Annotated in this window: 13 protein-coding genes and 1 tRNA gene; 13 read left to right on the top strand and 1 reads right to left on the bottom strand. The window is 45.6% G+C overall.

The window, feature by feature from the left end; translation table 11 throughout:
• Positions 1 to 7: 7 nt before the first annotated feature.
• The 13 genes from GXO74_06805 (at position 8) to GXO74_06865 (ending at position 16,039) form a co-directional block, all read left to right on the top strand.
• Positions 8 to 1,546, top strand: coding sequence for a glucose-6-phosphate dehydrogenase (locus tag GXO74_06805; protein NOZ61375.1), 1,539 nt, complete (start codon positions 8 to 10; stop codon positions 1,544 to 1,546).
• A 2-nt stretch (positions 1,547 to 1,548) separates the two neighbouring features.
• Positions 1,549 to 2,298 (top strand): 6-phosphogluconolactonase, encoded by a 750-nt coding sequence (gene pgl, locus GXO74_06810; protein ID NOZ61376.1) that lies wholly within the window; start codon positions 1,549 to 1,551, stop codon positions 2,296 to 2,298.
• A 42-nt stretch (positions 2,299 to 2,340) separates the two neighbouring features.
• The gene (locus tag GXO74_06815; GenBank protein NOZ61377.1) at positions 2,341 to 4,971 is read left to right on the top strand and encodes a glucosidase; all 2,631 of its coding nucleotides are present in this window, start codon (positions 2,341 to 2,343) and stop codon (positions 4,969 to 4,971) included.
• Positions 4,972 to 5,101: 130 nt separating this feature from the next.
• Positions 5,102 to 5,833, top strand: a complete 732-nt coding sequence (locus GXO74_06820) for an NAD(P)H-hydrate epimerase (protein NOZ61378.1) — start codon at positions 5,102 to 5,104, stop codon at positions 5,831 to 5,833.
• Positions 5,834 to 5,865: 32 nt separating this feature from the next.
• Positions 5,866 to 6,537, top strand: a complete 672-nt coding sequence (locus GXO74_06825) for a DUF3047 domain-containing protein (GenBank protein NOZ61379.1) — start codon at positions 5,866 to 5,868, stop codon at positions 6,535 to 6,537.
• Between the two features lie 132 nt (positions 6,538 to 6,669).
• Positions 6,670 to 7,446 carry a sterol desaturase family protein gene (locus GXO74_06830; protein NOZ61380.1) on the top strand — a complete coding sequence of 259 codons (777 nt, stop codon included), beginning with the start codon at positions 6,670 to 6,672 and terminating at the stop codon, positions 7,444 to 7,446.
• A gap of 127 nt (positions 7,447 to 7,573) precedes the next feature.
• Positions 7,574 to 7,650, top strand: a tRNA-Met gene (locus GXO74_06835).
• Positions 7,651 to 7,743: 93 nt separating this feature from the next.
• Complete coding sequence (gene tilS, locus GXO74_06840) at positions 7,744 to 9,144, top strand: tRNA lysidine(34) synthetase TilS (protein NOZ61381.1); 1,401 nt, start codon at positions 7,744 to 7,746, stop codon at positions 9,142 to 9,144.
• Between the two features lie 12 nt (positions 9,145 to 9,156).
• A complete protein-coding gene (gene hpt / locus GXO74_06845; protein ID NOZ61382.1) occupies positions 9,157 to 9,705 on the top strand; it encodes a hypoxanthine phosphoribosyltransferase in 549 nt (182 codons plus the stop codon).
• A 152-nt stretch (positions 9,706 to 9,857) separates the two neighbouring features.
• The gene (locus GXO74_06850) at positions 9,858 to 11,804 is read left to right on the top strand and encodes an ATP-dependent metallopeptidase FtsH/Yme1/Tma family protein (protein ID NOZ61383.1); all 1,947 of its coding nucleotides are present in this window, start codon (positions 9,858 to 9,860) and stop codon (positions 11,802 to 11,804) included.
• 108 nt (positions 11,805 to 11,912) lie between these two features.
• Positions 11,913 to 13,511 carry a tetratricopeptide repeat protein gene (locus tag GXO74_06855; GenBank protein NOZ61384.1) on the top strand — a complete coding sequence of 533 codons (1,599 nt, stop codon included), beginning with the start codon at positions 11,913 to 11,915 and terminating at the stop codon, positions 13,509 to 13,511.
• Between the two features lie 117 nt (positions 13,512 to 13,628).
• Positions 13,629 to 14,747: a dihydropteroate synthase gene (gene folP / locus GXO74_06860; protein NOZ61385.1), complete on the top strand. Its 1,119-nt coding sequence runs from the start codon at positions 13,629 to 13,631 to the stop codon at positions 14,745 to 14,747.
• A 503-nt stretch (positions 14,748 to 15,250) separates the two neighbouring features.
• Positions 15,251 to 16,039: a TIGR00159 family protein gene (locus GXO74_06865; GenBank protein ID NOZ61386.1), complete on the top strand. Its 789-nt coding sequence runs from the start codon at positions 15,251 to 15,253 to the stop codon at positions 16,037 to 16,039.
• A 179-nt stretch (positions 16,040 to 16,218) separates the two neighbouring features.
• On the opposite strand, the gene GXO74_06870 is transcribed toward GXO74_06865, so the two are convergent.
• Positions 16,219 to 16,788, bottom strand: a complete 570-nt coding sequence (locus tag GXO74_06870) for an isoprenylcysteine carboxylmethyltransferase family protein (GenBank protein NOZ61387.1) — start codon at positions 16,786 to 16,788, stop codon at positions 16,219 to 16,221.
• Positions 16,789 to 17,092 lie beyond the last annotated feature (304 nt).

Here is a 17,092-nt window from a genome sequence, read left to right on the forward strand (position 1 = left end):
GAAAATAATGGAAAAACCTGAAAATTCGACTATTGTCATCTTTGGCGCTTCCGGCGATTTGACAAAAAGAAAATTGATGCCGGCGCTTTTCGACCTGTACGTTCGCGGCGAATTGGCCGATGATTTTGCTGTTCTGGGAACAAGCCGCAGCGCATTCACCGACGACAGCTTTCGCGAAAAAATGAACTCTGATCTGGATCAATTTTACCAAAAAAACAAGATTTCCAAAAGGCAGAAGAGAGAATTTCTGCAACACATTTATTATCAAACAGCGGATTTGACTCAAAAAAGTGAATTTGTCGCGCTGAAAGAAAAACTGCTTCAGGTAGATGCGCAAGCAAAAACTCGCGGCAATTTCATTTTTTATTTGTCCACTTCGCCGTCGTTGTTCGCCGTCATCGCGGAAAATCTGGGAGAAATCGGATTAGCCAAGCCGGATGACGAGAATGGCTGGCGTCGGATCGTGCTGGAAAAGCCGTTTGGGTTTGATTTGCAGTCAGCGCGGGAGTTGAACCGCAAATTGCAGAAAATTTTTCTTGAGGATCAGATTTATCGAATAGATCACTATTTGGGAAAAGAGACGGTGCAAAATATTCTGGCGTTTCGTTTCGCCAATGGCATTTTCGAGCCGCTGTGGAATCGCAATTACATTCATCACGTGGAAGTAACGGCTGCGGAATCCATTGGCGTTGAAAAACGCGGCAAGTATTACGAGAAATCTGGCGCCCTACGCGACATGGTGCAAAATCATTTGCTGCAAGTTGTAGCGACGATTGCCATGGAGCCGCCGATTAAATTTGACGCGACGGATGTGCGAAATGAGAAAGTGAAAGTTTTCCACGCTTTGCGGCCTATGGGAGAGAAAGAAGTGGAAAAATACGTCATTCGCGGCCAGTATCTGGCATCAATCATCAAAGGAGAAGCTATTTCCGGCTATCGCGAAGAAGAAAATGTTGATCCGAATTCCCGTACCGAAACCTTTGTGGCGATGAAATTTTTCATTGATAATTGGCGTTGGGGCGATGTGCCGTTTTACATTCGCACCGGGAAAAGACTGCCGGACCGCGTTTCCGAGGTGGTAATTCATTTCAAAAAAACTCCACATTTTTTATTTCAGTCCCAGCGCTCGCATGAAAATGGCGATAATTTTCTCATCATCCGAATTCAGCCCGATGAGGGAATCGTTCTTCGCTTTGGCATGAAAGTGCCTGGCGCAGGTTTTAAAATTAAAACAGTGGACATGGATTTTCACTATTCAGACCTCGGAGGAGATACGAAACTTCCCGACGCGTACGAAAGATTATTGTTGGACTGCATGTTGGGAGACGCCACGCTTTACGCCCGTGCTGATGCCGTAGATGCGTGTTGGGAATTTATTATGCCGATTTTGCGGGCGTGGCAAAAAAATCCTGATATTAAACTTTTTGGATATCCGTCTGGAACCTGGGGGCCAGAGGAAACGCGGAAACTCATCGAAGGACCTCATGTTGATTGGCATTATCCGTGTGCAAATTTGTCGCAAGACACAGGACATTGTGAGTTATAAAAATGAATTTTAAAATAAAAATTTTTGATACGCCGGATGCGTTGAGTGACGCACTGGCGCTCGAGTTTCAACGAGTTGTGATTCAAAAAAAATACAACGCGCAATCGCTGGTTGTCGCTCTTTCCGGAGGCAGCACGCCGGCGAGATTTTTTGCTGCTCTAACGCGCTTAGATCGAATGACGCCCATTCCTTGGGATATTGTTCAATTTTTCTGGGGCGACGAACGCTGTGTAGCACCGGATCACGAGGAGAGCAATTTTGGGATGGCAAAAAAACTGCTGTTTGATCATGTTGCAATTCCTGAAAAAAATATTCATCGCATCAAGGGCGAAGCTGATCCTGAACATGAGGCGCTGCGTTACCGAAAATTGATCGAAAAATTCGTCCCGCAAACCGCTGACGGGTTTCCGCGTTTTGATTGGATTTTTTTAGGAATGGGCGAAGACGGGCACACGGCTTCGATTTTTCCTGACGCCGACGCGGTAAAAATTAAAAATGAATGGACGACCGTCGCCAGACATCCTCAGAGCGGGCAGCAAAGAATCACTTTGACGCTTCCGGTGATTAATCGTGCGGAGAGAATTACATTTCTCGTTACCGGCAAAAAGAAAGCCGCGTTGACGCAGAAAATATTAGCGAAAAATCCGAGCGCAAAATCGCTTCCCGCGTCAAAGGTGAGCGCTGAATTTGGCATTGTGGAATGGTATCTGGACAGCGAGGCGGGTTTGTACATTAATAACGGGCATAATTAGTGCTTTTGCTTTGGATTTAAATTTGAAAGAACTCCGTTGCTTATGACTGCAGAAAAAAAGAGATTGCTTGAGGAAAAACAGAAGAAGGTTCCCTGGAAAAAATGGGGACCGTATTTGTCTGAAAGGGAATGGGGAACTGTACGGGAAGATTACAGCGCTGACGGCGAGCCGTGGGAATTTTTTACGCACGATATGGCGCGCAGTAAAGCTTACCGTTGGGGCGAAGACGGAATCGGCGGAATCTGTGACAACAAACAAAATATCTGTTTTGCCCTTGCCTTCTGGAATGAAAAAGACACCATTTTAAAGGAACGGCTATTTGGACTGTCCGGCAAGGAAGGAAATCATGGCGAGGATGTGAAAGAGTATTACTATTATCCGGACAACACGCCGACGCATTCCTACATGAAAATGTGTTACAAATATCCGCAGGCGGCTTTTCCTTACCAGCAATTGATTTACGAAAATGCCAGTCGGGGATTCGAGGAGCCTGAATTTGAGCTGGTCGATAGCGGAATTTTTGATGACAATAAATATTTTGACATTTTCGTTGAATACGCCAAGGCGGATGCGGAGGATTTACTGATCAAAATCACGGCTGTCAATCGGGCGCATGAAAAGGCGGCAATTAACGTAATTCCGCAAATTTGGTTTCGTAATTTTTGGTCGTGGATTCCTGATGTGAAAAAGCCGCGAATTTGGCACGGGAGAGGGAAAAAATTAAAAATTGATCATCCGAAACAAGGAAGCTATTTCCTTTATTTTGAGCGCGACACGGAAATCATCTTCTGCGAAAATGAGACGAACAGCAGAAAACTTTACGGAAAAGATGTCGCCGGATTTTTCAAAGACGGAATCAATGAGTATCTCGTGAATGACGAAAAAAACGCCGTTAATCACCAGTCCGGAACAAAAGCGGGATTGAACTACCGCGCTGACATTGAAGCGCACGCTTCGTTGGAAATTCGCTTGCGATTGTCGAAAACGGAGTTGCGTTCGCCATTCCGGGATTTTAATGAAATTTTTCAATCGAGAATCAAAGAAGCTGACGAATTTTATGCTGAATTGCAGGCAGACGTAAAAGATGAGGAAGAGAGAAAAATTCAGCGGCAGGCGTTTGCCGGACTGTTGTGGAGCAAGCAGTTCTACCATTACGATGTGAGCGCCTGGCTGGACGGCGATCCGGGGCAACCGGCGCCAGCAGAGCGCAGAAAATCGATTCGTAATTTTCAATGGGAACATTTGAACAACGCGGACATCATCTCCATGCCCGACAAATGGGAATATCCCTGGTACGCAGCGTGGGATCTGGCGTTTCATTGCATTCCGCTGGCGCATGTTGACGCTGAATTTGCCAAGGAGCAGTTGCTGCTTTTGACCCGGGAATGGTACATGCATCCCAACGGTCAACTGCCGGCGTACGAATGGGAGTTCGGCGACGTGAATCCGCCGGTGCACGCCTGGGCGGCGTGGCGCGTTTATGAAATTGATCGCGACAGAAATCATAAAAACGAGCGGGGCGATCTGGATTTTCTCGAGAGAGTTTTGCACAAATTGCTGCTCAATTTCACCTGGTGGGTCAATCGTAAAGACGAGCACGGGAAAAATCTTTTTCAGGGCGGATTTTTAGGTTTGGACAACATCGGCGTTTTCAACCGTAGCGAAAAATTGCCGACAGGAGGCCACATCGAGCAATCCGACGGCACCGCCTGGATGGCGATGTACAGCTTGAATTTGATGCGAATTTCCCTGCATCTGGCGCAGTTTAAGCCGGTGTATCAGGATTTGGCGAGCAAGTTTTTTGAACATTTTTTGTACATCGCGGCGGCGATGGCAAATATCGGCGGAAAAGGAATAAATCTCTGGGACGAGCAGGACGAATTTTTTTACGATGTGCTTCATTGCTCCGAGGAAAATCACGCCAGTTGCCAGATTGTGCCGCTGAAAGTGCGTTCTCTGGTCGGACTGATTCCGTTGTTTGCAGTAGAAGTGCTGGACTCGAAGTTGCTGGAAAAAGTTCCCGAGTTCAAAGCGCGCATGGAATGGTTTCTGAAAAACAAACCTGATCTGGCAAATTTGATTTCCCGCTGGAATGAGCCGGGAGTCGGAAAAACGAGTCTGCTTTCGCTGTTGCGCGGCCATCGCATGAAAATGTTGCTGCGACGCATGTTGGACGAGACAGAATTTTTGTCCGATTTTGGCGTGCGCTCGCTTTCCAAGTTTCACGAGAAAAACCCTTATGTTTTTGCAGCGAACGGCGTTGAACATGCAGTTCGCTACGTTCCCGGAGAATCGGAATCGGGTTTGTTTGGCGGAAATTCCAATTGGCGAGGCCCGATTTGGTTTCCGGTGAATTATTTGATCGTTGAATCGATGAAAAAATTTTATCAGTATTACGGCGATGATTTCAAAATCGAATGCCCCACGGGATCAGGGAAGATGGCGACGATTGACGAGGCGGCGAATGAAATAATCCGCCGCCTGTGCCGTCTTTTTTTTCGCGACAAAAACGGACGCCGGCCTGTGTTTGGCGATAACGAAAAATTTCAAACCGACCCCCGGTTCAGCGATCAAATTCTATTTCACGAATATTTTCACGGTGACACCGGCAAAGGGATCGGCGCTTCGCACCAGACAGGGTGGACAGGATTGGTGGCGGATTTGATTTTTTAATTGGGAGAGGAAATTGAAAAACAGAACACGGACTTAGCTGATTTTCGCGGATATTATTTTTGAATTAGAGGGATTATAAATGAGAATGACAAATGCTTAATGTCCAATTACAAATTAGTCGCTAATAATTATGAAAAATTTCAAAACAAAAAATGGAAAAATTATCCCCAGCGTAACGACAGTACAAATGCGTGAAATCGATCGCATTGCCTTGGAAGAGACTGGGCCGAATTTGTACCAGATGATGGAAAATGCTGGCAGAAATTTGGCGATGTTGGCAGTGGACTTGCTGGGAAAAAATTGGCATCACTTTGAAATAGTCGTGTTAGCCGGTACTGGCGGTAACGGTGGCGGAGGTATTTGCGCTGCCCGACATCTGGCAAATCGGAGCGCGAATGTTAAATTGTGCCTGACTCGTTCGGAAAATTTAAATGAAATTGTCAGTTGGCAAAGAAAAATTTTTCTCAATGCCGGCGGCAAGGAAATTGAACCGCGTGAATTAACGGCACTTAAGCCTGACCTGATCATCGACGCCATTATCGGCTACAGTTTGCGCGGCGTGCCAGTCGGAGCGGCGAAAGAATTTATTGATTGGGCAAACGATTCTTCGGCGCCGATTTTGTCGCTGGATGTGCCTTCGGGAATTGATGCAACCAGCGGAAAAAATCCCGGCGCTGCCATTGAACCGAAATGGACGCTGACGCTGGCGTTGCCCAAGAGCGGACTTTCCCCGGAAAATTCCGGCGACATTTTTTTGGCGGACATTGGCATTCCGACGCTGATGTTCGAGAAATTGGGATTGGAATACACATCGCCTTTTGAAAAAGATTTTGTGATTCCGCTCAATGTGTTTTGGGAATAAAAAAAAGTGTACTACAAAAATTGGAGAAATTGATGAAAACAAGATGGATATTTTTATTCATTATTGCCGGACTTGGGTTTTTTACTTTGATTACTCACAGTCAGCAAGACAAACGGCTGATAGAGAAATTTTCCAAAGATTCTCAAACGAGCAAAGGCATCGACGGCTGGGATGAAAAAAGTTTCGTCGGACGCACGCAATACGCAGTCATTCAAGAGGATTCAAATTTTGTTTTGAGAGCAGATGCCGATAGCGCGGCGTCGGGCTTGTACAAAAAGATAAAATATGACCTGAAAGAATTTCCATTTTTGAGCTGGCGCTGGAAAGTTGTGCATTTGCCGGAAAAAGGCGATGTGCGTTACAAAGAAACCGATGATTACGGCGCCCGAGTGTACGTGGTTTTCCCCAAATTTTTGAAATGGCAAACCAAAACCATCAGCTACATCTGGGCGAATCGGCTTTCACCGGGGAAGAGCCATCCCAATCCCTGGCTGCCGAAAAATGTGGTGATGATCGCCGTGAAAAGCGGAACCGATGATCTGGGAAAATGGTTCGCCGAAAAGCGAAATGTTTACGAGGATTACAAACGCCTTTTTGGCAAGGAGCCGCCAAAAGTGGGTGCCATCGCCCTGATGAGCGACAGCGACAACACCGGCGGCAAGGCAGAAGCGTTTTATGATGACTTTTTTGTCAGTCAAAATTAGCCACCGAGAAAGCAGGCTTTTTTGCCTTGTTTTTTCGCTTTGGTATATTTTTTTGCATGAAACTAATGTTTGCATAGTCAATTGTTTATTTAAAAAGTCAGGTTTCTTTAACCCGTAGAAAAAGGAAAAATTATGCAAATAGCAAAATACGGCGTCTCGCTTTCGATATTTTTCATCCTGATAATTTTGGAGACATTTTTCCCGCTGTTCACTGATTGGAAAAATCGCTGGAAACATGCGGCGCGGAATATTTTCATCATTTTTTTCAATTCCGTTTTGTTGATCGTATTGTTCTCCAAATTAGTCGGAATAGTTTTTGAACATTCCGCAAACATCAAATTCGGGCTTTTCTATCGCATCGATGCGCCGGCCTGGCTGAAAATTGCCGTGGTTTTTCTGTTATTTGATTTGTGGATGTACATCTGGCACCGCATGAATCACGAAATTGATTTTCTGTGGCGTTTTCATCGCATGCACCACAGCGATCCCAATATGGACGTGACCACGGCGCTGCGTTTCCATTTCGGCGAATTAATTTTTTCCACGATCTTGCGCTTTGGGATTATTTTGCTGCTCGGTCTGTCGCCGTTCATTCTCGTACTTTACGAAACGATTATGTTGCCGGTAATCTTTTTCCACCATAGCAATTTTTATCTGCCCGAAAAAATCGACCGCGTCCTGCGAAAAGTCATCATCACGCCCTGGATGCACTGGGTGCATCATTCAGACATCCGGGAAGAAATGGACTCGAACTACGGCACAATTTTTTCTTGGTGGGATCGCCTGGCGCGAAGTTTCAAATTGCGCTCCGATCCGAAAAAAATTCATTATGGCGTTCCTGAAATGGAAGATTCCCGCTGGCAGACGATCGGGGGGATGCTGAAGACGCCGTTTGTTTCTACGGAGTAAGGGCGTTTGGCCGTAACGGTGAACATTTGAAATTGGAGTGAATCCGTAAAGATTTTATCCCGGCAATTTCATGAATTTTTTCTTGACTTTGAAGTTAAAAAATATTATATTTGTGCACTTAAAAAATGGCGGCGTAGCTCAGTCGGCTAGAGCAGTGGAATCATAATCCACGTGTCCGGGGTTCGAGTCCCTGCGCCGCTACCAAATTTGTGGTGATGTTTGACATGGTTCGAGTCATAATGTGACCTGCCTTTCCTTTACGAAAGGCTTTTTTTTTATAAATTTCTGTGGAAGGTCATGTCTGATTTATTCCAACAATTTATCAGTTTCGTTGAAAAAAATCAGCTCGTTGGCGCTAATGAGCATGTTCTGGCGGCAGTGTCCGGCGGCGTGGATTCTGCGGTTTTGTTCGATTTGATGTGGCGATTTTCCCGGACGCGACCGGTGAAATTGGGAGTTGTGCATTTGAATCATGGCATTCGAGGACAGGAATCAGACGAGGATGAGGCATTTGTCCGAGAATTGGCGAAAAAATACGACGTTCCTTTTTATTGTGAGAAAGTCGATGTGCCAGCCTTTTCTGAAAAAGAAGGCTATGCTACAGAAGAAGCCGCGCGAATTTTGCGTTATCAGTTTTTTGAAAACGTCTTTCGCGAGACAAAAGCCGACAAAATTGCTCTGGGTCACCATGCCGATGACCAGGCGGAAACTGTGATCATGCATTTTTTTCGCGGCAGCGGGCCGGCTGGCTTATCCGGTATGGCGCCGCAACGAGAAAAATTTGTCCGGCCGCTGTTATTTGCCACGCGCGGCGACATTGAAAATTACGCTGAAATCAGGAAACTAAATTTTCGATTGGATTCGTCGAATTTTGACCTTGCTTACAAACGAAATCGTATCCGGCATGAGTTGCTGCCCTATCTTCGCAATTATTTCAACGCCGGTATCGACAGCTCGTTGCTGCGCACGCAAAAAATCATGGCAGAAATTGACGCCTTTTTGCGCCGGCAGGCGGCGATTGCGCTGGAAACATGCGCTGTTGAGTTGAAAAAAGATAAAATAATACTTGAAATTGACACATTTTTAAGTTATTTTGTTATCATTCAAAAATACATGATTTTCAGCGTGTTGGAGCGGCTCGGCGTTGAACGATTTTCCCTGTCATCGGAAAAATTGGAGCGAATTGTCACGCGGATTCAGCAAAAAAAGATTGGAAAAAAAGAGATTCTCTCCGGCGACGTGCAGGCGCTCATTGATCGCTCGGTTGTTGTTTTTCAGCGGGGAAAAATAAAATTTTTTGAAATGGTCGTGGAACCGAATCAGCGCTATCCGTTGCCGGATGGTTCTGCATATTTGAAATTGACGCTGGTTCCGCGAGATAGCGCCGGCGGACTTTTTTCCGAATCAAAAAACATGGAATTTGCTGATTGGGAAAAAGTTTGCGGCAAGTTGAAAATGCGATCCCTTCGCGCCGGCGATCGATTTTTTCCGTTGAATTTCGCCGGGCAAAAAAAAGTAGCTGATTTTCTGTCAGATTTGAAAGTGCCGCTCCATCGCCGGAGCGAGATTCCTGTGCTGGAATGCGATGCCGGCATCATCTGGCTGGTCGGCTATCGGCTTGATGATCGTTTCAAGGTGACTGATCGGACGACCCAATTGCTGAAAATTGAAATAGTGGAAAAAAGTGATGCAGAATGAAGGAATTTTCTCATGAAAAAGCCAGTAACTTTTGAACGAAACGGTGAGAAATACGTTGAATTTATTACGGAAGAGCAAATCAAACAGCGAGTGAAAGAATTAGCGAGACAGTTGGCTGACGACTACCGCGACAAATGCCCAATTTTCATCGGTGTGCTGAATGGCGCATTCATTTTTCTCGCGGATTTGATTCGGGAAATGGACATTGATTGCGAAGTCGATTTTGTGAAAATTTCCAGTTACGGCAGCGGAAAAGTATCCTCCGGGCAAATCAAAAGTAAGAAAGGTTTTGATTGCGAGGTTGACGACAGGCACATTGTCATTGTTGAGGACATTGCCGATTCGGGCCGCTCGATCAAATTTCTGGAAAAAATGTTCGCGGGCACAAGACCCGCTTCGCTGCGATTTGTTTCCTTACTTTTGAAAGAGGACAATGCCGTTGTGGATTTTAAATTGGATTACATCGGCTTCAATATCCCGACGAAATTTGTCGTCGGCTATGGTCTGGATTATGATCAGAAAGATCGCAATTTGAAATCAATTTATGTCATTGAAGAATAACAAGTTGGAGTTTTTTATTTATGAAAATAGATCACAATGATGGAAAATTTTTGCAGGAAGACAAAAAGCCCTCCAGATTTAATCGCAGACAGACGAATAAGCCTGGTGGCGATAATCGTAAAAAGCCGGAGGACAACTTCCAATGGCAAAAGATGACGAAAAGTTTTTTGTTCTGGCTGGTGTTGATAATCATCACGATTTGGTTTTCCAAACAGCTCACCAATGCCGGCAAAAGTGAGCGAGAGCTGGGCTACAAAGTTTTTCGAGAATTGTTGAAAAAAAGCCTGGTGGAGCGCGCGGAAATTCGCGGTAATGAATTGCACGGCGTGCTGAAAGAAGAACAGCCCGATCCGAAAAATTATCGCGTGAAAATTAAAAATTTCTTTACGGTTTTGCCGCCGAGTTTAGATATCAAGACGACTGACCGCTGGATCGACGATTACGGGTTGGACCTTATTTTCAAGCCGCAAAAAATTGATTGGTGGGGGTATTTCTGGCAAATAATTCCTTTTCTGTTATTGATTTTTTTCTGGTTTTTTCTGCTGCGGCGCATGCAGGGCGGCGGACAGAAAGGCATTTTCAATTTTGGCAAATCCAGAGCAAAATTGCTCACGGAGAATAAAATAAAAGTCACGTTCGACGATGTGGCTGGCGCCGACGAAGCCAAACAGGAATTGAAAGAAATTATTGAATTTCTGAAAGAACCGGAAAAATTTCAGCGTCTCGGCGGAAAGATTCCCAAAGGCGCGCTCTTGTTAGGCCCTCCGGGAACTGGAAAAACTTTGCTGGCAAAGGCGGTCGCCGGCGAGGCTGGCGTGCCGTTTTTCAGCATGTCCGGCGCGGATTTTGTGGAAATGTTCGTTGGCGTCGGCGCTTCCCGGGTGCGCGATTTATTTGAACAGGGGAAAAAAAGCGCGCCCTGTATCATTTTCATCGACGAATTGGACGCCGTCGGCAGACATCGCGGCGCCGGGCTTGGCGGCGGACACGACGAACGCGAGCAGACGCTGAATCAGTTGCTGGTGGAAATGGACGGTTTCGAATCCAATGAAGGCGTGATTTTGATCGCGGCGACGAACAGACCCGACGTGCTCGATTCGGCGTTGCTGCGGCCCGGGCGATTTGACCGGCAGATTGTCGTGGACCGGCCTGATGTACGCGGCAGGGAAGGTATCTTGAAAGTGCACACGAAAAAAATCCCTCTCGCGAAAAATGTGGATTTGTCCATTTTAGCGAAAGGCTCGCCCGGATTTTCCGGCGCCGACCTGGCGAATATGGTCAATGAAGCCGCGTTGTTGGCGTCGCGAAAGGATAAAAATCGCGTGGAAATGGAGGATTTCGAAGAAGCCAAAGATAAAGTGATGATGGGAACAGAGCGTCGGAGCTTGCTCATCAGCGAGGACGAGAAACGGAGCACTGCGTACCATGAAGCCGGCCATACGCTGGTCGCGAAACTGACTCCGGGCTCCGATCGGGTGCACAAAGTGACGATTATTCCGCGCGGCAGGGCGCTGGGCGCGACGACGACACTGCCGCTGGATGAAAAACACAACTATTCCAAAGACTACTGTGAGTTCATGCTGGTCCAACTTTTAGGCGGACGCGCCGCGGAAAAATTGGTGTTAAATCAATTGACAACCGGCGCCGGGAATGACATTGAAAGGGCGACTGAGTTGGCGCGCAAAATGGTGTGCGAGTGGGGCATGAGCGAAAAGATGGGGCCCATGACTTTTGGCAAAAAACAGGAAGAAATATTTTTGGGCAGAGAAATAGCTCAACATCGCGATTACAGCGAAAGAACGGCTCAAGAGATCGATCAGGAAGTCAAAAGAATTATCGAGAAATCCGCAAAAACAGCGGAAGATTTATTGGGAAAAAATATTGACAAACTGCACGCGCTGGCGCAGGCGCTGCTTGAGAAAGAAATTTTGGACGGGCACGAGATCGATGAAGTGTTAAAAAATGTCACATCCAAAGCGCCCGCCAAAAAAGCGAGACGGACCGTTTCTCGCTCGCGCAAGAAAAGCGGTGGCGATAATAAAAAGGCCAACGAAGCCGATGACGTTTCTCATTCCGCAGAGGTTGACGATTCAAAATAATTGATCGGCCGAAGCAGATATTATTTTGCAATTAGCTCATGACAACCTCAGCGTCGATTTCGTTGGGGTTGTTTCATTCTAAAAAGACTCAGAAGAACGGGGGAAAGGATGCCAATGAATTTTATCATTGCCAATATTTTTCAATGGTTTCATTTACCGGCATGGGCGGACGTGTTGTTTTTCAGCATTTTGTTTGTGCTGTTTTATTTGCATTTCACTTCTGAAATTGTCAATAAACGGCGGCTGATCGTTTTTGTGGTCATCGTATTTTTGATTTTCCTCGGAGTGAATATTTTTTTGAATTTTCAAACTGAGACGCCGCCGATTGAGAGTCGGCTTGTCATATTTCCTTTGCTGAAAAATCAAGCAACTGAAAATAGCGATTTCGCTACCATGTTCGCGTTCTGGGATGTGGTGAATCAGCAAATTTATCGCGCCCTGGGCCAGAAAATCGCTGTGGTGAGATCGGCTGACTTACTGGAAATCCTCGATCTCGACTCTGCGAAAAATCAGATTTATCGGCAGCGAATTGCCAAATTGATCGGCGCCGACGCTGCCTTGGTTGGGGAAGTCGATTTTACGGAAAAAGATCCCCTGCATTGTTCCCTTGTGCGAAGCGAAAAAAAAGACACACTGTTTGAAATCAAATTATCGGTTACACCGGAAACCATGGCTGGCCGCGCCGAAGAAATTTCCGATTCGCTTCTGGAAAAATTTGGCAATCGCAAACTGGCAGCAAGCGAATTCGCCGAGAAAAATATCGATCCGCAAAGCTATTCCTACTATTTGCTGGCGCAGAAATTATTTTCCGAGAAGAATTTTAGAGGAACGATTGAAATGGCAAATAAAGCTGACGCCATCGACAGCAATTTCGCCGAGGCGGTTTTGCTGCTGGGCAAGGCTCATTTTTTTGACGGATTGGCGCAAAAAAAACAGGGCAAATTGCCTGTGGAATCTTTTGCCCGGGCATTTGACTCTTTCTCTCGCGCCGTGGCTCTGGATTCTTCACTTGCAGAAGCGTACGCATTCTTGGGAGAATTTTACATTTACAAAAAACGCTGGTCTCTGGCGGAAAGCTATCTCAAAAAAGCGCTGGGACTGAATCCCCGGGTTTCACGCACCTATCTCAATCTGTCTCGCCTTCATCCGTCGCGATTTCGAAAATTGGGTTTCCGAGATGAGAAGGAACTTTTCCAGCGGGCGATTGATGTGAATCCCTGCGATGAGGATGGTTATTTGATGTTGGCGGACTACTATCTTTTTGAAAATCAAAGAGACAACGCCATTCGCGTTCTGGAAAATTATTTGAAAATAAATCCCAATTCTGTCCCGGTGTTGATGGCGCTGGGGAAAAATTACATGCTGAAACGCGATGTTCTGAAAATTATCGCTGTGTACAATCGCGTCATTGCGCTCGATCCGAATAATGCGGATGCGTTTTACAATTTGGGAGTGTGGTATTACAACTCCGAGGATTACGAAAATGCGGAGCGATTTTTCCAACGCGCCGTGGCGATCAATAATCATTTGAACTCGCATCTCTATCTGGCTTATCTGTACGAAATGCGCGGCGAAATGGACAAAGCGATTGAACAATTGCGCTATCGCATCAAATTTCGCAAAGGTTTCGGCGATGAGTTTGCCGAAGAAGCGCGTAAGCATTTGTACAATTTGCTGCATCCGGATTCAACAAAAGTAAAAAAATAAAGGAATTTTGACAGCGTGAGTGGGCAGAGACAACTCAGAATTTTGGCTTTGCAAAATGAAGACGAAATTCGCGCAGAGCTCGAAAAAATCGGCGTGGATGGCGGCGGAATTAAGCTCATGATTCCCAAGGCAATGTCTCTCAATGTGCGCATCTCCGGGCTCACTCCGCCGGCGGCGTTAATTTTGAAACAGGAAATGTTGGCGCTTGGCGGCGATTGTGCGAATCACAGACAAGTACTGAAAAACGACATTGATCGCGCGGATGCGGTTTTAATGGGAAGCGTGAAAATATTTCGCCGCTTGATACCGAAGTTGCGGATGCAGCCTTTCGGACTGAAAGAATTAGCCAATGATTTGCAGGTTTTGTTAGCTCGAATTTCCGGAGAGAAAAAAATCGAGTTGCCACTGAAGAAGCGAATTTTGCGCCTTTCCGAACGAACCCACATCATGGGAATTTTGAACGTTACGCCGGATTCCTTCTCTGACGGCGGCAAATTTCTCGACAAAAATGCGGCGGTCGCTCACGCATTGGAGATGATCGCCGACGGCGCAGACCTCGTCGATGTCGGCGCAGAATCAACGCGCCCCGGAGCGAAGCCTGTGGATTTGGAAGAAGAAATGTCGCGGGTCATTCCGGTGATTGCCGCTTTGCGCCGGGAATCGGACGTGCCGATTTCCGTGGATACGTACAAAGCGCAGGTTGCCGAAGCGGCGCTCGAAGCCGGCGCTGACATCATCAATGATATCAGTGGCATGAGATTTGATCCGAAAATGAAAGAAGCCGTTGCCAAATATCAGGCGCCGGTGGTTTTGATGCACATTAAGGGCGAGCCGCGAAATATGCAGAAAGATCCTGTTTACGAAGATTTGATGACGGAAATTTACCAATATTTGTCCGAGAGCATTGAATTGGCAGAATCCGCTGGTTTGCCTCGGGAAAAAATTATTATCGATCCCGGCATTGGCTTCGGTAAAAGGTTAAAAGACAACTACGAAATTCTTCGCCGCTTATCCGAATTTCGCAGTCTGGGCTGTCCGATTTTAGTCGGCCCATCGCGAAAATCGTTCATCGGCAACGTTCTGAATTTGCCTCCGGACCAGCGTCTCGAAGGTAGCGCAGCCGCAGTAGCGCTGTCCATCGCCAGTGGCGCAGACATTGTCCGGGTGCATGATGTGAAAGAGATGAAGCGCGTGTGTGTGATTTCGGATTTGATTTCGGGGAAAACGAGATTATAAATCTTATTTTATATCGCTCAAACTTTGAAATGACATTTTTCTATGGCTTGTAGTTTTTAAAGCTGCTTTTAATTATCACTATTGTGCTAAAATAAAATGAAAAAATCCGCCGTAGGCAGATTAACATTTGTAGCAGATAACGATTGTAGCACAAAGGACGAACTCCGAAGGAGTTCAACAAAAAAATTATCACGGCTATCGCGCAACATATTTTATAGGACAATGATGTTCAACCCTTGCGGGGTTGGATTTTCATATTTTTCTTATTTTTCTACAAAACTTGAACGCCTTTGGCGTTCTTGTGTACAATAAAAATTTGAGCCAATATTACTTTGGCTTCTATATGACATTTTCTATCATCTGTGGTTTTCAATACGACCTTTAATGATCACAATTATGTCAGAACAAAGTTAAAACAGTATTAATTATTAATCCGCATGGATCAGCTTGATCCGTGTGCATCCGCGTGCTAAAAATGTTCTGATCAAAGCAACGGAAAGATTATGGGCTTAAGACTTGAACTTTTCAATATCGGATTTTTAACGGTCACTTTAATCGACGTACTCGATGTGCTGATCATTTCGTACATTTTGTACAAGCTCTATTTTTTCATCCGCGGCTCCCGCGCAGCGCAAATGTTCATCGGTCTGATCATTATCTTAGTGGCGTCGGTTTTTGTGCAATTGCTCGGATTTTCCGGCTTAAACTGGATTTTCAGCAACTTGCGCACGGTGTGGCTGGTGGCGTTTGTCATTTTGTTTCAGCCTGAACTGCGGCGAATTTTGATTTATTTGGGTCAGGTTCCGCTCATTCGAAAGATTTTGAAAGTCACCATTCCGCGGCGGCTCACTGAAGAAATGGTCAAGGCGGCCATGGAACTGAGCAAGCGCGGCTACGGCGGTTTGATTGTGATCGTGCAAAATACCGGTATCAAATCCGTGCTCGAAACCGGACAAAGAATTCAGGCGGAAATTTCCGTTCCGCTCATCGTCTCTATTTTTAATCCCCGTTCTCCGCTCCACGACGGCGCGGTAATTATCCAGAACGACATGATCGAAGCCGCGCAGTGCATTTTGCCGCTGAGCCAAAACCCGGATATCGACCCCAAATTCGGCACCCGGCATCGGGCAGCGTTAGGCCTGTCCGAGGAATCAGACGCCGTCGTCATTGTCGTCTCCGAAGAAACGGGAAAAATCTCTCTGGCTTTCGAAGGCGAACTCTACGCGGAACTGGATTACAACACATTGCGTGAGAAATTGAATGAATTTGTGAAGATTACTACGGCGGTGTAGGTTTGGTGTATACCGCCATATAATTGTAAAGAATTTATGTCTGAAAACAGCAAATCCAAAAAATAATTTCCTATTTTTCGAACAGGGACACTACCCTTTTTTCTCTTGTCGCAGACCCGCCTCTGGAGGGACTTTTAAGGACAAATATGAGTTCGGCGATGTTGAATTCGTTTTCTTTCTTACTTTGGTATTGAAATCCACCTTCCGGCTCTTGATTTGTACAAACGGTACTCCTCTCCGTAAAGACGCTCAAGATAAGGCTCTGCCAACCGAGTGGTATACAAACAGATAACAATAGTGGCCGCTCCGGTAAGCACAAAAGCAAGCCCGGATCGGCCAGCAAGTGCTATACCTAAAAGATAAAAAAGACAGCCGATAAACTGCGGATTCCTACTCCATCGATATATCCCTGTGGTTATGAGCTGTGAAATGTCTTGTCCGCAACTTCTGCGCAAGGAGCGGAACTCAATCATCCCTGCTGCCAATACAATAATACCAACCACAATCAAAACCACACCACCCGTTAAGGCGAATGTCTTGTTAAGCGGTATCAACCACAAACCATATAACGACGATAGAATTACCGCCAGATGGTAGAACCCCCACATGATAAACCAAAGGTTCAGAAGTTTACTCGTGAAAATCTCATTTCTCTCATAGGTCTTTCTTATTTCTGAAAAGACGTATATGCCTAATATTATCCAAATACCTATGGAAATACCCAGGCCCAGATGCAGCCATATCATCATCGTTTCTCCTCAAAATAGTCGAAGCATCAGGTCACCAAATGGATTTATTTTTGTGTTTTATCAACGTCAGAATTTTTAAAAGCAAAAACTTTTTTTCTATTCGTTGTACGCTTTCTGCGCTAAGGTAGCGGAAAAGTCTTACACGACATTATCTTTAAATAATAAATTGGACAGTAATTTTAATAGTTATTGCCTTACTACTCGATAAGATAGGTAAGACCTGTATCGAAATAATTCGGCACTATCAATACAATCTTGATAATAACTATAAATTTTACCTTAGCATAAAAGATATTTAATTAAG

This window comes from Calditrichota bacterium (genome assembly GCA_013152715.1).
Taxonomy (GTDB): Bacteria; Zhuqueibacterota; Zhuqueibacteria; order Thermofontimicrobiales; family Thermofontimicrobiaceae; genus 4484-87.